This window comes from Companilactobacillus keshanensis (genome assembly GCF_003946205.1).
GTDB lineage: Bacteria > Bacillota > Bacilli > Lactobacillales > Lactobacillaceae > Companilactobacillus > Companilactobacillus keshanensis.
Map to the genome: position 1 here is coordinate 1 of NZ_RHOS01000014.1, position 19,029 is coordinate 19,029.

The following is a 19,029-nucleotide window of genomic DNA, read 5'->3' on the forward strand; positions in this document are numbered from 1 at the left end:
ACGCAGATTCAGTAAGTGGTAAGACAATCAAACCTATCTTGGTAATTGATAAAGATTACAAACCAGGTGAATAATTTTATCTGGATCAAAAGACTGTGATGTAAATATACAGTTAAATACAACTTTTTCCTTTTAAATACAAAGATCCTCGCATTTACATAGTAAATGCGAGGATCTTTTATTTTATATTCATGATTTAAACATGTTTCTTCACGTTTTCTATTTAATCCTGCTTTGTAAATACAGAATCAATCTCAGAGACCCACTCGGAATTAGAAATTTGATGATAAGTTATACCTTTCAATTCACGATGGTTAGTTGAAATCCAATTTGTACCACTAGCAGCGTTACGTGAAGCTTTTTCAATATGGCCATAATAATCTAATTTATACAATGTTACATTTCCCATACCAGTTAATTGAACATTACCCTTATAGGAAGTTTCTGGAACTATTTTAGTAACATCTGAAGATTTAACATAATTACTTGTTCCGACACGATACCAAGTATTACCGTCATTATCGACAGCTACACGATCAACTAACCAAGCTGTTTGATAACTAATATTGATATCGGTATTTTTGTTCTCATCGACGGTACTAAATACCGCCGTATTGTTTGGATCATTGGCATAAACTTCATCAGCAATAGGTTTAAATGCCCACATATCCTCTGCCTTGACCCATTCACTAGTCGAAACTTGATAGAAAGTTCCTTCACTATTCTGAACAGCCAATCCAACCATCCAATCACTATCGTGAACCAATTGACGATTTGCCACTGGATCAGAAGTAGATGGCGAACTATAAATTTGTGTATAATTATCAGCTTTTACTAGATATGGTGCATTTATTAGCCATTCTTTATCAGTTGAAGGGGTTCCTGGATCAGTTGTTGAATTTGCTAAAACTACTATTGTAGCATCTTTAGATAAATCATTTACCGTATAAGTTGCTTTATAAATACCTGCTTTGGTTGTATCAACATTATCCGTTTCGGTTACCTTATCTAAACCAACTGAATTACCATCTGAATCTGTAGCATTATCGAAATTATCCGCAGGGCTCCATTTATCACCAACATGAATTGTTGAATCATGGACATTAAGAACGGTCGAAGCAGTTACCGTAACTTGTGTTGTTCTAGTAATATCACCATAAGTAAATGTAACATCATAAGTTCCAGGTGTATCAAGTTTTAATGCTGAAGAATTGACAGTTATATCAGGCAATGCCACATCTTTACCGTTTTCATCAGTTGCACTAACAAAACTATCAGCCGGATCCCATGTTAACCCAACATGTACTGAAGAAGGTTGAACAACTAATGTCGGTGCCTGAGTTACAGTTACTTTAGCAGCTTCGACTGTATCTTTGTATTTGAAAATTACGTTATAGACGCCTGCCTTATCAGCCTGGATATTCGAAGAATCAACGGTTATTTTAGATAAATCTAAGTTATCGCCATATTCATCAGTTGCACTAACAAAATTGTCATCAGCTTTCCAATCATTACCTGGAGATAGGGTTGAGTCCTTTACATTAATTACAGGTGCAACAATAGCTCTATTGACGTTAACTGTGACTGTTTTAGTAACATCAGTTGTTCTAGTCGTTACACCATCAGCTTCATATCCTGACAAGTAACTATATTTATAAGTAATATCGTGTGTTCCTGCAGTAGCTGTATCTAATACTGAATCCTTATCTACAACTGTGCCATCAACAGAGACTGTTAAATCGACATTATCGTAATTTAAAATATTTCCATATTCATCTGTACTTGTTGATCCATAAAGGTCAGAAATATTGACGGCATCACCTACTGTATATTCAGTATTTCCCTGTGAATTAATAACCGGATCTTGATATCCAATAATTGAAATTTCTGAGGAAGTTTCCATTGGTGATCCATTTATATAGTAAGTATATTTAACACTAGCATTATTGTTGCCTAACTTTAAAACAGTGTAGATGCCATCATACTGATAGTCAATTCCATCAACTATGTATGTTAAATTAGTATTACTTGCGGAAAAAGGAACATTATTTTCATCAAGTGCTACATTATTATTAATGAAACTAAATAAATTAACTTTACTGCCTAATTTGAATAGATTACCTGATACAGCTAATGTTGGAGCTTGTTTTACATGAAGAATTGTTGAAGAATCAACAGTCTGATTATCGCCATATGCATATGAATACACAACTGGATGGATTCCAACTACGGATGGTTTGAAGTCATTAGTAATGACTCCATCAACTGATACTGTTACTTTATTAAATGTCAAAGGATTACCATTCTCATCAGTTCCACCATTAAATGCTTCACTTGCATCCCATGGTTTGGTAGAAGTTGAATTCATAACATCATATGATGGAACAGAATTTATAGTTGGAGTCTGAGTTACGGTTACCTTAGCAGTTTCGACTGTATCTTTGTATTTGAAGATTACGTTATAGACGCCCGCCTTATCAGCTTGGATATTCGAAGAATCAACGGTTATTTTAGATAAATATAAGTTATCGCCATATTCATCAGTTGCACTGATAAAGTTGTCATCCGTTTTCCAATCATTACCTAAAACCAGAGTTGAGTCCTTTACATTAATTACAGGTTCAACAATAGCTCTATTAACGTTAACTATGACTGTTTTAGTAACATCAGTTGTTACGGGCGTTACACCATCAGCTTCATATCCTGACATGTAACTATATTTATAAGTAACATCATGTGTTCCTGCAGTAGTTGTATCTAATTCTGAATCTTTCGCAATATCTTTACCATCAACAGAGACCGTTAAATTGACATTATCGTAATTTAAAATATTTCCATATTCATCTGTACTTGTACCTAACCATTTAGAGACAGCGGCTTGATCATTGACAGTGACATCATCAGTATCTTTAGTAACAGTTAGAGTTGGCGTCTGTCTGACATTAACAGCTGTTGTAGATGAATATTCACCATATGCATAAGTAATTGTATATTGACCTGGCTTGGACTGATCAATTGTTGTCCCAGTTTCTGGAATTGCACTATCAACTTTTTGAATTGTAACTGTCAGATTAGCATATGGAATGGGAGCATTATTTTCGTCTGTACTATTAGTTGCATCGTAAGCAGATTCAGGATCCCATACCGTTCCATCGGCCACACTTAAGTTTACCGTCTTATCAGAAATAACTACTGGAGCCTTTACAACTTCTAAATCATGAATAGAAGGATCAATATCCGTTATTCCAAGCGTTGAATAATATGCCAAATACATTGGGCTGGCCGCACCAATAGTAATATTTTTAGTTGTAGTCCCATCACTAAATGTATATCCCGTTGGGGCGGTTACTTCAGCTGTGTCACCTAATTTAGTTGAATCAGTTTTATATGTACTTAAAGTATCGTTTCCCAATTTAAAGTTAACGGTATTAGTCATTAATGTTTTATTATCTTTGAATACTTCTATTGAAGTGGTGTTACTATGCATACCAGAATAATGAAAGCTATTTGTCAAAATGGTAGGATTCTTCGTTAAAAAACCTATCGGTGTGAACGCAATTGCCGAAGTACTAGTTAGATTCTGCTCTATATATTCCAAATATAAAGCTGGGAACGAAGTATTTCCATAAACAAAGCTGTAGACTGCTGGTAAAATGTCATCAGTGCTTCCTTCTGCTCTAACAATGTTAATTGTTTTAGTAATACTGTTTATATAAGTCTTAGCATCTGTTCCATCATACCCTGCACCTATTACTTGATCCTTATCTGAAGCATTTACAAAAGTATATCCCTGTGGAAGCGAGCTTGTTAAATCAACAGTATCATCAGTATTACCTACTATGAATGCCTGACCTTTTTGATCTTGAAAATCTCCAACTTCACTACTATCTGGAGTTTCAACCTTGTAATTAATAATAATTCCACTATTAGCACTAGGATCATAATTAGATGTATTATTCCAGTCAATCGTGCCTTTCTGTGAATTAGCGACTGGAACTTGTGCAGTAGCAGTGGCTACTGGAGTTGCAATATATGCATTAATATTACTTGATAAACTATTACCTGAAGTTATCCCTGAACCTGTAGTTTTAGATCCTGTATCGTCTGAACCAGTAACCCCTGTGCTACTGTTGGATCCGGATGCCGCATTCCCTGTGCCAGCATTCTGATCATTTTGTCCAGTATTTGAACCAGTTCCTGACCCTGTATCAGGTGCTGATTCTTCTTCTTTTGTCCCTGAGCTTGTGGTTCCGTTATTTATCTGATCATTGTTTTGCCCGACTACTTGATCGGTAGCTGGTTGTTCTGTTGCAGCACTTACGTTAGTGGTACTTAACCCACCTAAAATTAGTGCTGAAAAAAGTGTTACCCCTGCAATTGTCACTTTTTGTGACTTAGATAGCTTGATATTAGCCATGTCATTTCTCCCTGAAAAAAACATTTATAACTACTTAAGTATAATTCAATAAATCACAATGTTAGATTCACTTATCATAAAAAGTATTTACCGATTTTGGGAATAAATATTTTTGGCATAAAAAAATTCTGAGCGAGGATCTTACCCTCTACTCAGAACTTTTTCTGTCTAAATTGCCTGTTCTATTTTATCTTTAGTTTCCAAAACTAATTTGATGATTCGCTTTTCACGATCCTCATCCATCCTATAATAAGGGGTACTTACGCTGAAAGCACCATATACTTGATCATGCTTCATCAACACGGTTCCGATACAGAATACTTCTAACTCATTTTCACGATCGTCTACTGAATAACCGTTAGATCTAACAATATCAATTTGTTTGTTCAATGCTTTACGGTTCACAACAGTAAATTTAGTCAATGGATTTAATGGATTCCTGTCAAAATAGTCTTCCAATTCTTCAGAAGTCTTAGTGGCCAAAATGGCCTTCCCCATAGCTGAACAATAGAGATTCAAACGACCACCAATTTTTGATTTCAAATTGACACTTCTAGGACTTTCCAACTTCTCCAAAAACTCAACATGCTCTGCGATCTCCACTCCTAAGTGAACTGTTTCTTCAGTCGCATTACGTAATTCTTTCAAATATGGTAAAGCAATTTGATGAATATTAAAATCGGCCAGTGCTTTTTGGCCTAGTCCAATTAATTCGGCACCTAAATGATATTTTTTGTCTTCTTCATTTCTCCATAGAAGATCTAATTCACACATTGTCGTTAAAATCTTTAAAGTAGTAGACTTAGACATTTCCATGCCTTCATGAATTTCTTTTAGGGTTAATCCCGAATCATGTTCCATTAAATAATCTAAAATAGCTTTAGCCTTAATTAAAACTGTTCCGTAACTTTTTGATTCTACCAATTATATATCCTCCGCTTGATAGATTTAAAGAAAGCGCTATAATGATTATATAGTTTCTGTAAGGAAAAGTAAATTTATTATAAGGAAATGGTGAACTTTTATGCAAAAAGTTGAAACTTTGAAGAAAATGGAAAAAACTGGTGTTGTTGCAGTTGTTCGTGGAGCTTCTAGAGAAGAAGCTTACAAAGCTGCTAAAGCCTGTATCGACGGTGGAGTTAAAGGTATCGAATTAACTTTCACGGCCCCAGAAGCTGATAAGATCATTGCTGATCTAAAGGCTGATTACAAGGATGATCCTGATGCATGTATCGGTGCGGGTACTGTTCTTGATCCCACTACTGCACGTATTGCTATCATGGCCGGTGCTGACTTTATCGTTAGTCCCTCATTTAACAAAGAAGTTGCCAAATTATGTAATCTTTACGAGATTCCATATACACCTGGTTGCATGTCAATCACTGAAATTCAAACTGCTATGACATACGGATCAGATATCGTTAAGGTCTTCCCTGGTAGCGTTGTTGGACAAGGGTTCATTTCAGCTGTTAAAGCTCCATTCCCACAGGTAAGCATCATGCCTACTGGTGGCGTAAGTCTCGACAACATGGAAGAATGGTTTGATAAAGGTGTTACTCTTGTTGGTGCCGGTGGCAATTTAGTTGGCCCTGCTACTAAAGGCGACTTCGAACAAGTTAAGAAAAATGCTCAAGCTTATCACGCTAAATTAGAAGAAATCAGAAATAAATAATTAAAAACTCCCTATTATGGGAGTTTTTTTGTAATCTTGAGGTTTGTTTGTTGACCCTTTTAAAATAGTATGCTAAATTAGCACTGTACTATTAAGAGTGCTAATTAAAACTAGGAGGCATTTTATGTTAGTTCCTACAGTTATTGAACAAAACTCACGTGGCGAACGTGCCTATGACATTTATTCAAGATTATTAAAAGACAGAATCATCATGTTGTCAGGTGAGGTTAACGATCAATTAGCTAATACAGTAATTGCTGAATTACTTTTCCTTGATGCTCAAGACTCTGACAAGGATATTTCTATCTACATTAACTCACCCGGTGGTTCTGTTACGGCCGGATTAGCTATTATGGATACAATGAACTTTGTAAAATCTGATATTCAAACTATTGCAACAGGTTTAGCTGCTTCAATGGCCAGTGTTCTATTATCAGCCGGAACAAAGGGAAAACGTTTTGCACTTCCAAACTCAACTGTTCTTATTCACCAACCATCTGGTGGTGCCCAAGGACAACAAACTGAGATTGAAATTGTCGCTAAGGAAATCGGTAAAACAAGAGAGAGATTAAATCGTATCTTGGCCGAAAATTCTGGACAAGCATTTGAAAAACTTCAAAAGGATACAGAACGTGATAACTACATGACTTCTCAAGAAGCTAAGGATTATGGCTTGATCGATGAAGTTATGATAAATAAAGATAAAGCTAAGAAATAGCTTATCTTCGGCGCAGAATATTTGTATTCTGCGCTTTTTTGTTGCCATTAGACAGTTTCAGTTAATTAGGCTATCCTTAATTTATAATTAGGAGAACAAAAGGAGGATTAATATGGAGACTACTATAAAGGATTCTTTAAGTCGTAAATTATTTATCATTACACTATTGTCTGGTACATTTACAATGTCTATCAGCCAGTCATCCCTATCCACGGCTTATCCAACTCTCATGAAATTCTTCGGTGTCACTGCACCAACGATCCAGTGGTTAACAACTGGATTTATGTTAATAATGTGTATCATGATGCCGATCAGTCCCTGGTTCTTGAATAATATTTCATTCAAGAAAATATTTTTAGGAGTTGTTGCAATTTTTGCAATCGGCACTTTGATCATCATAACTGCCACTAATTTCCCTATGGCGATGCTTGGTAGAGCTCTGGAAGCGATTGGTGTGGGACTTTTATTTCCATCATTTCAATCAGTTCTATTAGCCATAACACCACAGGACAACCGTGGAACCACTATGGGCTTTGCGGGATTAGTCATGGGGTCAGCTTTAGCATCCGGACCTATTATTTCTGGTATTGTTTTAAACTTTTTAAAATGGCAAGGATTATTCGTGATCTTCTTGATTATCATGATCGTCATTTTTATTATAGGATCGTTTTATATTAAAGATGTCATGCCGCGTCACAAAGTAAAACTTGATGCTATTTCTATCTTCTACTTGCTTGGATTGATTGGATTATTATATGTTGTCAATCAAGCCGGCAGCACACACAGTTTAAACACTGATCTCATAATTCTTTTAACTGCCAGTATAGTTATGACCGGATTATTTATCCACCGTCAACTGACTCAAAAAGAACCACTGTTAGATTTAAAAGTCATGAGTAATTTCAACTTCGATCTGGCAGTATTACTGACAGGTTTTTCTTATATATCATTGATCGTTGTAACAATTATTTATCCATTATATTATCAAAATATTTTGCATACTTCCGTTTTAATTTCAGGGCTGGCACTTGTACCACCAGCTATTTTGTTGAGTATCTTAAATCCACTGACCGGAAAATTGGCTGATAAGATCGGATTCAAATCAACTTTGATATCTGGAATGTCTATGATTGTCATCGGCTGGTTTTTACTATTCATCCTCAACCAAAAATTGGGCTTAGTATCAATGATCCTGATCGCCATGCTTATTGAAGGTGGGAACGCTTTTGTCATGATGCCAGCAACAACGCTTGGTGGTAATTCCCTATCAGAGGAACTTATTCCACATGGTACGGCTATCATTACCACTGTTCGTCAATTATTGGGTTCTCTGGGCGTTAGTCTAGCTACACTGATACTTGTAACCTCCAATCAGAACCATGGTCTGGCCTCTAATACAGGTCTAATAGGCTATCACTATGTCTTCACTTTCTTCTGTATTATGGCGATCATAGGCTTTGTTTTCGCCATTATGGTTAAAGATAAGAAGAAAACTAATTAATTGGAACTAATGGAGAACAATAATGTATGGAATTCACAGAAAAACTACTGGTGCCAAAATATTTATATTAGTAACTCAAATAATTTACTTACTAGTAATTTTATTATTTATCTTTCCACATTTTGATGATTTTATGATGGAAAATATCAATCTCATGATCTGGATCACTTTTTTAAGATTAAACGCAATGATGTTTTTCTGGCTTCCTCGCGGAATTGGCTGGAAAGAGTCCATTGGCAATAGTTTGGCATTTGGATTGTATTATATTGGATTTCCACTTTTAGCAATTTTTGGAAATATCGCTCCTGGCATGATTATTGGTGGTTGGACCTTGTTCATTGCGGGATCATTGATCAATACTACTTCCGAATTATTACGCAAACCATTTAAAGATAATCCGCGAAATAAAAATAAATTATACACTGGCGGACTATTCAAATACGCCATTCATATTAACTATTTTGGAGATATCTTGTGGGTTCTTGGACTTGCACTAACAACTTGTAACTGGTGGGGATTGATCATTCCTTTGCTCCTACTCTGCATGTTTGTTTTCATTTATATACCTAATGCCGATAAATATTTACAAAAACACTACGGTCAAGCATTTGTTAATTATCATAGAAATACTAAAGAATTGATTCCATTTATCTGGTAAACAAAAATCGTACTTGCAAATTTTGCAGGTACGATTTTTTATTCAAATAATTTATCACTATCTTCATTAACATTTCCACCAACAACCAACACTTGAAAGGTTATCAACACCATTTGTAACGCTGGAATATAAATCAAAATCAATACCCAGATGATTATTTCAGCTCCCACAAACTGCCAACTGGTCAATGCACGATAGATCTTCATATGACGAATACTTATGGCAATTTCTTTATGTCCAGCATTCTCATTGGCTTTGGCAATAGCATATGTCAAAATTACATATGCAAATGACCAGAAGAAATAAACAATAGCATAAAAGATTTCCGGACCTTGAGCATTCAAATCACGGCCTACCCAGGCAGTCGCTACGGGAATAAAAGATGTCGTAAACATCCAAATATTGTTGATCCAAAATATCTTTCTCGTAACTAATTTTGTTTTTGTAAACATGTAGTGGTGATTGTACCAAGCAATTCCAATAAATAACCAGCCCACAGCATACGATATCATGTAAGGTACTTGCGATAAGATTGCCGATAACTTGGCTGATTCCGGAGTCTTAAACTCCAAAATCATAATGGTTAAAATAATTGCTATAACGGCATCTGTAAAAGCCTCAACTCTTGATTTATTCAAAAAAATCCCTCCCTGAAAAGTCAACTTATTATAGCAATATTGATTAAAACAAAAAAAGAAATTGTTTAAGATAAACAATTTCTTTAAACACTAGTACTTTCAGCTATTTGATTGATCTTTCTCAATCGATGATTAATACCAGATTTAGAAATAGAACCACTAGGCACCATTTCACCTAATTCTTTTAATGATACTTCTGGATTATCCAGTCTCAAAACTGCAATTTCCTGCAATTTTTGTGGAAGTGAATCTAATCCGATGGTCGTTTGCAGATATTTAATATTGTTTATCTGTCTCTCTGCTGCCTCAACCGTTTTATTAATATTAGCATTCTCACAGTTAACTAAACGATTTACTGAGTTACGCATATCGCGAACAATTCTAATATCCTCAAACTTCAGCATCGCATTTGTTGCACCAATAACTTGTAAGAAGTCAGCAATTTTTTCTGCTTCCTTTAAGTAAACAATATAACCATTGCGGCGTTTAGTTATTCTTGCATTCAAGCCAAAATGATTCATCATCTTGGCAACACTCTCATTATGGGATTCATATAATGAATAAATTTCCAAATGATAACGTGATGTTTCTGGATTATTAACACTGCCTGTTGCTAAAAAAGCTCCACGTAAATAAGATCTCATTCTCTGATCTTCGTTTAAGATATCCTTTGGTACATCGGTATTGATCGATAATCCACTTTCATCTAAGATTCCTAAATCAGTCAACACTTTATTCGTATCATATTTGAGACGAACTAAGTATTGATTGTTTTTTTTCAATTTCATTTTTTTACGGACCAAAAGTTCTGATTCCATCCCGTATTTTTGCTTGATCAAAGAAAAGATTCTTCTAGCAATTGCCGGATTTTCTGTTTGTGCAGTCAAAACAAAATGATGATTCTGTATACTAAGCGAACCATTCATTCTCAAAAGTGCTGATAATTCAACACGGGCATGTTCGGGATGAACTTCCAAACTAGTGAGTTCCTTCTTTACTTCACTTGCGTAAGAAGCCACTAGTGTCTCACCTCATTTTTTCTGTTTCCTGATTGAAAGGCTAGATTTAAAATTTCACGAGCAATTCTAGCACCATCATGAAAAGCACCTTTATCGTGAAGAGATAGAAAGTCATCTTGAATAACCCGACATCCCATATCACGCAAGCCCTTAAAATCAGGTGTAACTTGTTTAACGTACTCATCATATTTCTTGTGATCCATATAATTTTCTGGAATCTCACGAGTATTGACCAATACGGTATCAATATAATTTCCACCCAAATGTTCATTCAAAACATTCACATGGTCTGCATCTGTAAAGCCTTCTGTTTCACCGATCTGAGTCATAATATTACAAATATAAACGACTTCGGCCGGAGTTTGTCGCACTGCCTCACCTAAATCACTGATCATCAGGTTAGGCAAAATACTAGTAAATAAACTTCCTGGTCCTAAAACAACCACATCAGCCTGCATGATCGATGCAACGACGGGCAATAACGATTTAGGTACTTGATCTGGTTCATCTGAATCAGTGACCCAAACACGCTTAACATGCTTACCGGAATGAGTTATCTCATGCTCCCCAGCAAGAGTGGTTCCATCGGTAAATTCAGCATTCAATGTCAACTTGGTATTGCTGGCCGGATACACATGACCATCAATTTTCATCATTTTGGATAGTTCTTGTACAGCATCAAAAATGTTAGGTGACATCTCGGAAAGTGCCGCAATTATCAAATTACCGATCGCATGACCAGAGAAGAAGTCATCATTAGTATTGAAACGATATTGAAATACATCGAGATCAACTTTTGGCAAATCTGATAAAGCGGCTAAAACATTTCGAATGTCCCCTGGTGGCACAACGTTAATATAGTTTCTGATAATCCCAGAAGATCCTCCATCATCCGCTACAGTAACGATTGCAGTAATATCTGCATCTTTATTTCTCAAACTATTTAAAACAACTGGTAATCCAGTTCCCCCACCTATAACAACAACTTTTGGACGACGCCCCTTAACAACACGAACTATCCTATTTGTTGGCATCTTCAATTACCTTCTTTTGAGATTTATCCATATCACGGTGTGTAATATCGACATAGTAGTTTTCTTTCAGATCGGTTCCTAAACGCTGTGCAATGGCCACTGACCGATGTTGTCCACCAGTACAACCAATAGCAATCGTTAGACTAGTTTTACCTTCCTTTTTATAACCAGGCACAATATATTTAAATAAATCATATAGTTTTTTATAAAATGTTTCAGTCTGTTCATCGTTCATTACATAGTCATAAACCGGCTTGTCCAGTCCGGTTTTTGTTTTCAATTCATCAATATAATATGGATTCTTCAAAAATCTAACATCCATAACTATATCTGCATCGATTGGTAATCCATATTTAAACCCAAATGACATTACTTCAATATGGAACGTTGGTACAGCTGAACTTTCATGGAAGTTATCAAAAATTTCTTCACGAAGTTGGCGTGGAGTCAGATCAGATGTATCAATTTCAACTTGAGCACGACTCTTGATCTCAGACAATAACTCACGTTCTTTTTGAATACCGTCTAATAGACGACCTTCCATTGCTAACGGATGACTACGTCTGGTTTCTTTATATCTGGAAACAAGTTCTTCATCAGAGGCATTCAAGAATAGAATTTTCATATTAACTTTTTGCTGTTTTTCTTGTTCGTCCTCATCCATTTGTGAAACCATTGAAAAAATTTCATCATAGAAAGCACGAGAACGAATATCAACCACCAAGGCTACCTTGTTGATCGTTCCAGATTCATGAACTAACTCCCAGAACTTGGGCAAAAGATTTGGTGGCATATTATCAATACAGAAATACCCCAGATCTTCAAAAGACTGCATAGCAACAGTTTTACCTGCGCCACTCATACCAGTCACAATAACTAAATTAAGCACGTCTTTTGACATAAGTACACCTCACATTCGGATATAATCATACCACAGCAGCCCTGGTGTGTCATTTTAAAGATCATTAAACAATCCTACATGAACAATTTTTTTAATTATATTCTCTAATAGACTTTCTTCATTACCTAAAAATTTGATAATATATCGAAAAAAAACAACCCATTTAGGTTGTTTTTTTGTACTTCAAATTAATCCTGATATTTTCTTGATGTAGAGTTAAATACTATTTCTTGGCTATTTTCTCTTCCGCATCAATTGTACGTTTAGTATCACGTTCCAAGATAGGTTTCAAATACTGGCCAGTGTAACTTTCTTTGACGTCACAAATTTCTTCAGGTGTTCCGATAGCAACGACTTGTCCACCGTCTTCTCCACCTTCTGGTCCAAGGTCAATTACCCAATCAGATGACTTGATGACATCCAAATTATGTTCGATAACCAAAACAGTATTACCTTCATCAACTAACCGTTGCAAGACCCCAAGTAATCGCTTGATATCGTCAGTATGCAATCCAGTTGTTGGCTCATCAAGAATGTAGAAATTTTGACCACTAGACTTCTTGTATAATTCAGAAGCTAACTTCATTCGTTGAGCTTCACCACCAGATAATTGTGTAGCTGATTGCCCCATTGAAACATAGCCTAAGCCTACATCAACGATCGTCTGCAGTTTTCTTCTGATCTTAGGAATATTACTAAAGAAGTCTAAAGCATCTTCAACCTTCATATCCAATACTTCAGCAATATTTTTCCCCTTATATGTAACTTCAAGAGTTTCTGAATTATAACGTGTTCCATGACAAACCTCACATGGCACATAAACATCAGGTAAGAAGTTCATTTCAATTTTAATAATTCCATCACCGTGACAATTCTCACAGCGTCCGCCTTTGACATTAAATGAAAATCTACCTTTTTTGTATCCACGTAATTTCGCCTCATTTGTTTGAGCAAACAAATCACGGATATCGTCAAATACTCCAGTATACGTAGCTGGATTACTTCTTGGTGTGCGTCCAATTGGACTTTGATCAATTGCAATCATCTTTTCCAATTTGTCGTAACCGGTAATTTTCTTATACTTACCCGGTTTATTAGAGTTACGATTCATCTTTTGCGCCAGAGCACGTTTCAAAATTGTATTAACTAACGTAGATTTACCTGAACCGGAGACGCCAGTAACAGAAATGAATTTACCTAGTGGAAAACTAACGTCAATATTCTTAAGATTGTTTTCTGCTGCACCAAACACTTCAACAAAGTCGCCACTGCCAGATTTTCTCTCTAAAGGAACGGGAATAAATTTTTTACCTGAAAGATACTTACCAGTTAATGATTTAGTACTACGCATAACTTGTTTAGGTGTTCCAGCAGCCACGATTTGACCACCTTTTTCACCCGCGCCAGGTCCAACGTCAATCAAATAATCAGCAGCCATCATAGTATCCTCATCGTGCTCAACGACAATCAAAGTATTACCAAGATCACGCATCTTCTTTAAAGAACTGATCAAACGGTTATTATCACGTTGATGCAATCCAATTGATGGTTCATCTAAAATATACATAACACCTGATAAGTTTGAACCAATTTGAGTAGCCAAACGAATTCGTTGTGCTTCACCACCAGACAGAGTTCCAGCTGAACGAGATAATGTTAAATAATCCAAACCAACATTGATCAAGAAAGTAAGTCTATCTTTTACCTCTTTGAGGATCGGCTTAGCAATAACTGTACTCTGCTCACCTAAGGTGATCTCTTTGAAGAATGGTAGCTCATCTTTAATCGACATGTTGGACACATCGGCAATATCTTGCCCTGAAACTTTAACAGCTAAAGCTTTTTCATTCAATCTCTTACCATGACAAACTGGACAAGTAAGTTCAGTCATATACTTACGCATAACTTCACGAGTGAAATCACTGTTTGTTTCATGATAACGACGATTAATATTATTGATTACACCCTCAAAAGGAACATCAACATCACGAACATTCCCAAAATCATTTTCGTAGTGGAAGTGGAATGTTTTACCATTAGAACCATACAAAATAGTGTTCTTCGCATCTTCTGGCAATTTTTCAAATGGTACATCCATATCAATCTTGAACTCTTTACAGGCTTGAGCCAACATCTGTGGATAGTACTGTGAACTGATCGGATTCCAAGGAATAATAGCACCTTGAGCTAGAGTAACACTTTGGTCAGGCACTACTAAGTCGATATCTACTTCTAGCTTAATTCCCAACCCATCACAATTCTCACAGGCCCCGAAAGGTGCATTGAACGAGAATAATCTAGGTTCAAGTTCACCGACCGTAAAACCACAGATAGGACAGGCGTTATTTTCGGAGAAAACCATCATATCTTGACCGATCACATCAACGTTCATGTATCCATCAGATAAGCGTAAGGCTGCTTCAACTGAATCAAATAAACGTGACTTGATATGGTCATTGATCACAATTCTATCGACAATAACATCAATATCATGTTTTTTATTCTTGTCCAAATCTAGTTCTTCGCCTACATCATGAGTTTCACCATCAACTCTGATTCTGACATAACCTTGCTTCTGAATTTGTGCCAAAGCCTTTTTATGTTGACCACGTTTAGATCTAATAACCGGTGATAATACTTGTAGTTTCGTACCATCATCCAATTTCAAAATAGCATCAACCATCTGTTGAGCTGATTGGCTCGTGATAACTGTCCCATCATTAGGACAAATGGGTGTACCTACACGTGCCCACAATAAACGTAAATAATCATTAATTTCCGTAACAGTACCAACAGTTGAACGAGGATTTTTAGAAGTCGTCTTCTGGTCGATCGAAATAGCTGGACTTAGCCCATCAATAGAATCAACATCTGGTTTATCCATCTGTCCTAAAAATTGTCTAGCATAAGACGACAAACTTTCAACGTAACGACGCTGTCCTTCAGCATACAAAGTATCAAATGCCAGAGAACTCTTACCAGAACCTGATAACCCCGTCATTACAACTAATTTATCTCTAGGGATAGTAACATCAATGTTCTTTAGATTATGAGCTCTTGCCCCATGGATCACAATTTTGTCATTTAACATATTTACTTCATTTCCGCCTTTAATTCTAGAATCGTGTCACGTAAATTAGCTGCTGCCTCAAAATCAAGTTTCTTAGCTGCTGCCTCCATTTGTTCTTGTAAGTTAGATAATAGTTCTTTTTGTTCCTTTTTAGACATATCCTTAAAGTCCAGATCGTCATTAATTTTTTCGGTTTCAGATGCCTTATTATCAACCTTTTGGAACATTGAAATAGCATCCCTGATTGGCTTAACAATCGTAGTGGGTGTAACGCCATGTTCCTTATTGAAGGCCATCTGCAATTCGCGACGATGTGCCGTTTTATCAATGGCTCCCTTCATTGAATCAGTCTTTGAATCAGCGTACATAATAACGCGTCCATTTTCATTACGCGAGGCACGTCCAATGATCTGTACAAGTGATCTTTCAGAGCGCAAAAATCCTTCCTTATCCGCATCTAAAATGGCTATCAAAGAGACTTCTGGTACATCAATACCTTCACGTAATAAGTTAATACCGATCAAAACATCAAATTTACCTAATCGCAGATCACGAATGATCTTAGTACGTTCCAAGGTTTTGATATCACTGTGTAAATATCTAACTTTAATACCGAGATCTTTAAAATAATCCGTCAGATCCTCGGCCATTTTCTTAGTCAGAGTCGTCACAAATACACGTTCATGTTTAGCTACACGGTCGTTTATTTCACCAACTAAATCATCAATTTGTCCCATGATCGGACGTACTTCAATTACTGGATCTAGTAACCCAGTTGGACGAATGATCTGTTGTGCGACATGATCTGTTCGATCCATTTCGTAAGGCCCCGGAGTAGCTGAAACATATAATATCCTATTAACATGTGTTTCAAACTCTTCAAGTTTTAGTGGTCTATTATCCAAAGCACTAGGCAAACGGAAACCATAATTTACTAGCATTTGTTTTCTGGCACGATCCCCGTTATACATACCTCGAATCTGTGGCATGGTAACATGTGACTCATCAATCATAATATTGAAATCTTTAGGGAAGAAATCGATCAATGTAAATGGAGGCTCACCTTCAGCCCGACCTTCCATGTGACGTGAATAATTCTCGATACCAGATGTATAACCCATCTCACGCATCATTTCAATATCATATTCAGTCCGTTGCTTGATTCTTTGAGCTTCAAGTAATTTACCTTCTTTTGTAAATTGAGCAACTTGAATGTCCATTTCTTTTTGGATTCTATCCAGAGCCTCTTCCATCTTAGAATCAGAGATCATAAAGTGAGTAGCTGGGAAAATTCCGATATGATCCATTTGACCCTTTACTTCACCAGTTAAGGCATCCATTTCAATAATTCGATCAATTTCATCACCAAAAAACTCAACTCGAATAGCATTGTCATCACGAGAAGCTGGGAAAATATCGACGACATCACCACGCACACGAAAGCGTCCACGTTGGAAATCAATGTCATTTCTCTCAAATTGGTTATCGACCAATTCTTCCAATAGTTTATTACGAGCTAATCCCTGACCAACGCGTAAAGAAATAATACTATCAGAGTATTCTTTAGGATCACCTAAACCAAAGATACAAGAAACAGAAGCCACGACAATAACATCGTTTCGTTCTAAAAGTGAACTAGTCGCGGAGTGTCGTAACTTATCGATTTCATCATTGATACTAGAATCCTTTTCGATATAAGTATCACTTGAAGGCACATAGGCCTCTGGCTGATAGTAATCATAGTAACTAACAAAGTATTCCACGGCATTATTAGGGAAAAATTCCTTAAACTCTCCGTATAATTGACCGGCTAAAGTCTTGTTATGTGAAATTATCAATGTTGGCTTGTTAAGATTTTTGATGACATTAGCCATGGTAAATGTTTTACCCGTACCAGTAGCACCCTCAAGAATAACTTCCTTATCACCATCTTTAAAATCCTTAGTAATTTTGTCAATTGCTTGAGCCTGATCTCCAGCAGGTGCATACTTGGAAACCAAATCAAATTTATTATCGTCTACTCGATCTATCACAGACATACCCTCCCAAAAAGGCTAAAAAAGACACCTAACTCAAATATGAATTAGATGTCATTTGCGTTAGGCACAATTATATTGGTTCTATATTACCATAGCGAACATATTTTCGCCACTATCTTACTCGTGGGCTGTTAACCTTGGTAAATAGGCAAATATTACCAGACCAATCAAGAATAAAATACTCAATGATGCCGCACCAATTGTTGATTTACCAGTAATTTGGGTAACGATTCCGACCAATACAGGTCCCATGACCGCTGAAAATTTACCTAAAATATTATAGAATCCAAAAAACTCACTACCAGATTTTTTAGGAATTAAACGTCCAAAATATGAACGACTAAGTGCTTGAATACCGCCTTGACTTGTTCCTACTAAGACAGCCAATATCCAAAAATCAATTGTTGTCTTTAATCTCAAGGCATACAAACAAATACAGAAATATAAAATAATACCAATAAAAATCCCTGTTCTAGTTGATGTTTTATTAGCTAACCAACCATATAGGATTGAAAACGGAAAAGCTATTAACTGAACAACTAATAGCACGATCATCAGAGTAGTCGTGGTAATCCCCATATCCATGCCAATCGATGTTGCCATCGTAAAAATAGTATCTACACCGTCAATATAAAAGAAATAAGCAACCAAGAACCATGCGGCGGCCTTATATTTTTTGATATGTTTTAAAGTCTCATAAACACGTTTAAAACTCGATGAAATAGGCTTAGTACTAGCTTTCAATGAATATACCTGATGAACATTTTTAATCAATGGAATATAAAAAATTATCCACCAGGCGGCGGCCAATACAAAACTCCAGCGAGCCACTCCATAACTGCCTAGCATACCAAATCCACTAGTTAACTGCAGTATCAAGAAGAGGATAAAAGCTAAAACACCGCCTAAATATCCAAATCCATAACCGTACGAAGATAAAATATCCATATCTTTATCATCCGATACATCAGTCAAAAAACTGTCGTAGAATAAATTACCACCAGAATAACCAATAATCGATAGAATATAAACTCCCAGTAACCAAGCCCACTGTGTTGATGGAACAACACTCAAGCCAAAAGTCATGACAACCCCCAAGATGGCAAAGATATTCAACATTTTTTTCTTAGCTTTAGGATAATCTGCTAAAGCTCCTAATACTGGTGCCAATATGGAGACAAGTAAAGTCCCAAAGCTATTAGCATATCCCCAATAAGCCGTCGCATTAGCTGGAGTGACACCACCATTTTGAGCAACAGATTTGAAATAAACTGGTAAGACCGCAGTTGTAACAATAATTCCATACCCCGAGTTGGCCCAGTCATAGAAGATCCAGCTCCACTGTTGTTTGTTAAATCGCAT

13 protein-coding genes are annotated in these 19,029 nt (G+C 36.3%); 4 read left to right on the forward strand and 9 right to left on the reverse strand.

Translation table 11 applies throughout. The features are described 5' to 3' along the window. Positions 1–223: 223 nt before the first annotated feature. The gene (locus EKM64_RS08075; RefSeq protein ID WP_164505338.1) at positions 224–4,417 is read right to left on the reverse strand and encodes a bacterial Ig-like domain-containing protein; all 4,194 of its coding nucleotides are present in this window, start codon (positions 4,415–4,417) and stop codon (positions 224–226) included. Between the two features lie 168 nt (positions 4,418–4,585). Then, the gene (locus tag EKM64_RS08080; RefSeq protein WP_125677439.1) at positions 4,586–5,341 is read right to left on the reverse strand and encodes an IclR family transcriptional regulator; all 756 of its coding nucleotides are present in this window, start codon (positions 5,339–5,341) and stop codon (positions 4,586–4,588) included. Between the two features lie 100 nt (positions 5,342–5,441). Between EKM64_RS08080 and EKM64_RS08085 the strand changes: the two genes are divergently transcribed. The 4 genes from EKM64_RS08085 (at position 5,442) to EKM64_RS08100 (ending at position 8,966) form a co-directional block, all read left to right on the forward strand. After that, positions 5,442–6,089, forward strand: a complete 648-nt coding sequence (locus EKM64_RS08085) for a bifunctional 4-hydroxy-2-oxoglutarate aldolase/2-dehydro-3-deoxy-phosphogluconate aldolase (RefSeq protein WP_125677441.1) — start codon at positions 5,442–5,444, stop codon at positions 6,087–6,089. Between the two features lie 124 nt (positions 6,090–6,213). Beyond that, a complete protein-coding gene (locus tag EKM64_RS08090; protein WP_125677444.1) occupies positions 6,214–6,807 on the forward strand; it encodes an ATP-dependent Clp protease proteolytic subunit in 594 nt (197 codons plus the stop codon). Positions 6,808–6,919: 112 nt separating this feature from the next. Beyond that, positions 6,920–8,308, forward strand: coding sequence for an MFS transporter (locus EKM64_RS08095; RefSeq protein WP_125677446.1), 1,389 nt, complete (start codon positions 6,920–6,922; stop codon positions 8,306–8,308). A 22-nt stretch (positions 8,309–8,330) separates the two neighbouring features. After that, complete coding sequence (locus EKM64_RS08100; protein WP_125677448.1) at positions 8,331–8,966, forward strand: methyltransferase family protein; 636 nt, start codon at positions 8,331–8,333, stop codon at positions 8,964–8,966. A gap of 38 nt (positions 8,967–9,004) precedes the next feature. Here the strand turns inward: EKM64_RS08100 and EKM64_RS08105 are convergent, their stop codons facing one another. From EKM64_RS08105 to EKM64_RS08135, 7 genes are all read right to left on the reverse strand, one after another. Beyond that, the gene (locus EKM64_RS08105) at positions 9,005–9,604 is read right to left on the reverse strand and encodes a TMEM175 family protein (RefSeq protein ID WP_125677450.1); all 600 of its coding nucleotides are present in this window, start codon (positions 9,602–9,604) and stop codon (positions 9,005–9,007) included. An 83-nt stretch (positions 9,605–9,687) separates the two neighbouring features. Next, the gene (gene whiA, locus EKM64_RS08110; protein WP_125677452.1) at positions 9,688–10,623 is read right to left on the reverse strand and encodes a DNA-binding protein WhiA; all 936 of its coding nucleotides are present in this window, start codon (positions 10,621–10,623) and stop codon (positions 9,688–9,690) included. Then, on the reverse strand, positions 10,623–11,657 hold the full coding sequence (locus tag EKM64_RS08115; protein WP_125677454.1) for a gluconeogenesis factor YvcK family protein: 1,035 nt from the start codon (positions 11,655–11,657) through the stop codon (positions 10,623–10,625). The genes whiA and EKM64_RS08115 overlap by 1 nt, the downstream gene beginning before the upstream one ends. Next, a complete protein-coding gene (gene rapZ / locus EKM64_RS08120) occupies positions 11,644–12,558 on the reverse strand; it encodes an RNase adapter RapZ (RefSeq protein WP_125677456.1) in 915 nt (304 codons plus the stop codon). The genes EKM64_RS08115 and rapZ overlap by 14 nt, the downstream gene beginning before the upstream one ends. A 223-nt stretch (positions 12,559–12,781) precedes the next feature. Next, positions 12,782–15,649: an excinuclease ABC subunit UvrA gene (gene uvrA, locus EKM64_RS08125; protein WP_125677458.1), complete on the reverse strand. Its 2,868-nt coding sequence runs from the start codon at positions 15,647–15,649 to the stop codon at positions 12,782–12,784. Between the two features lie 2 nt (positions 15,650–15,651). Beyond that, positions 15,652–17,661 carry an excinuclease ABC subunit UvrB gene (gene uvrB / locus EKM64_RS08130; RefSeq protein ID WP_125677460.1) on the reverse strand — a complete coding sequence of 670 codons (2,010 nt, stop codon included), beginning with the start codon at positions 17,659–17,661 and terminating at the stop codon, positions 15,652–15,654. A gap of 123 nt (positions 17,662–17,784) precedes the next feature. Continuing rightward, the gene (locus tag EKM64_RS08135) at positions 17,785–19,029 is read right to left on the reverse strand and encodes an MFS transporter (protein WP_125677462.1); all 1,245 of its coding nucleotides are present in this window, start codon (positions 19,027–19,029) and stop codon (positions 17,785–17,787) included.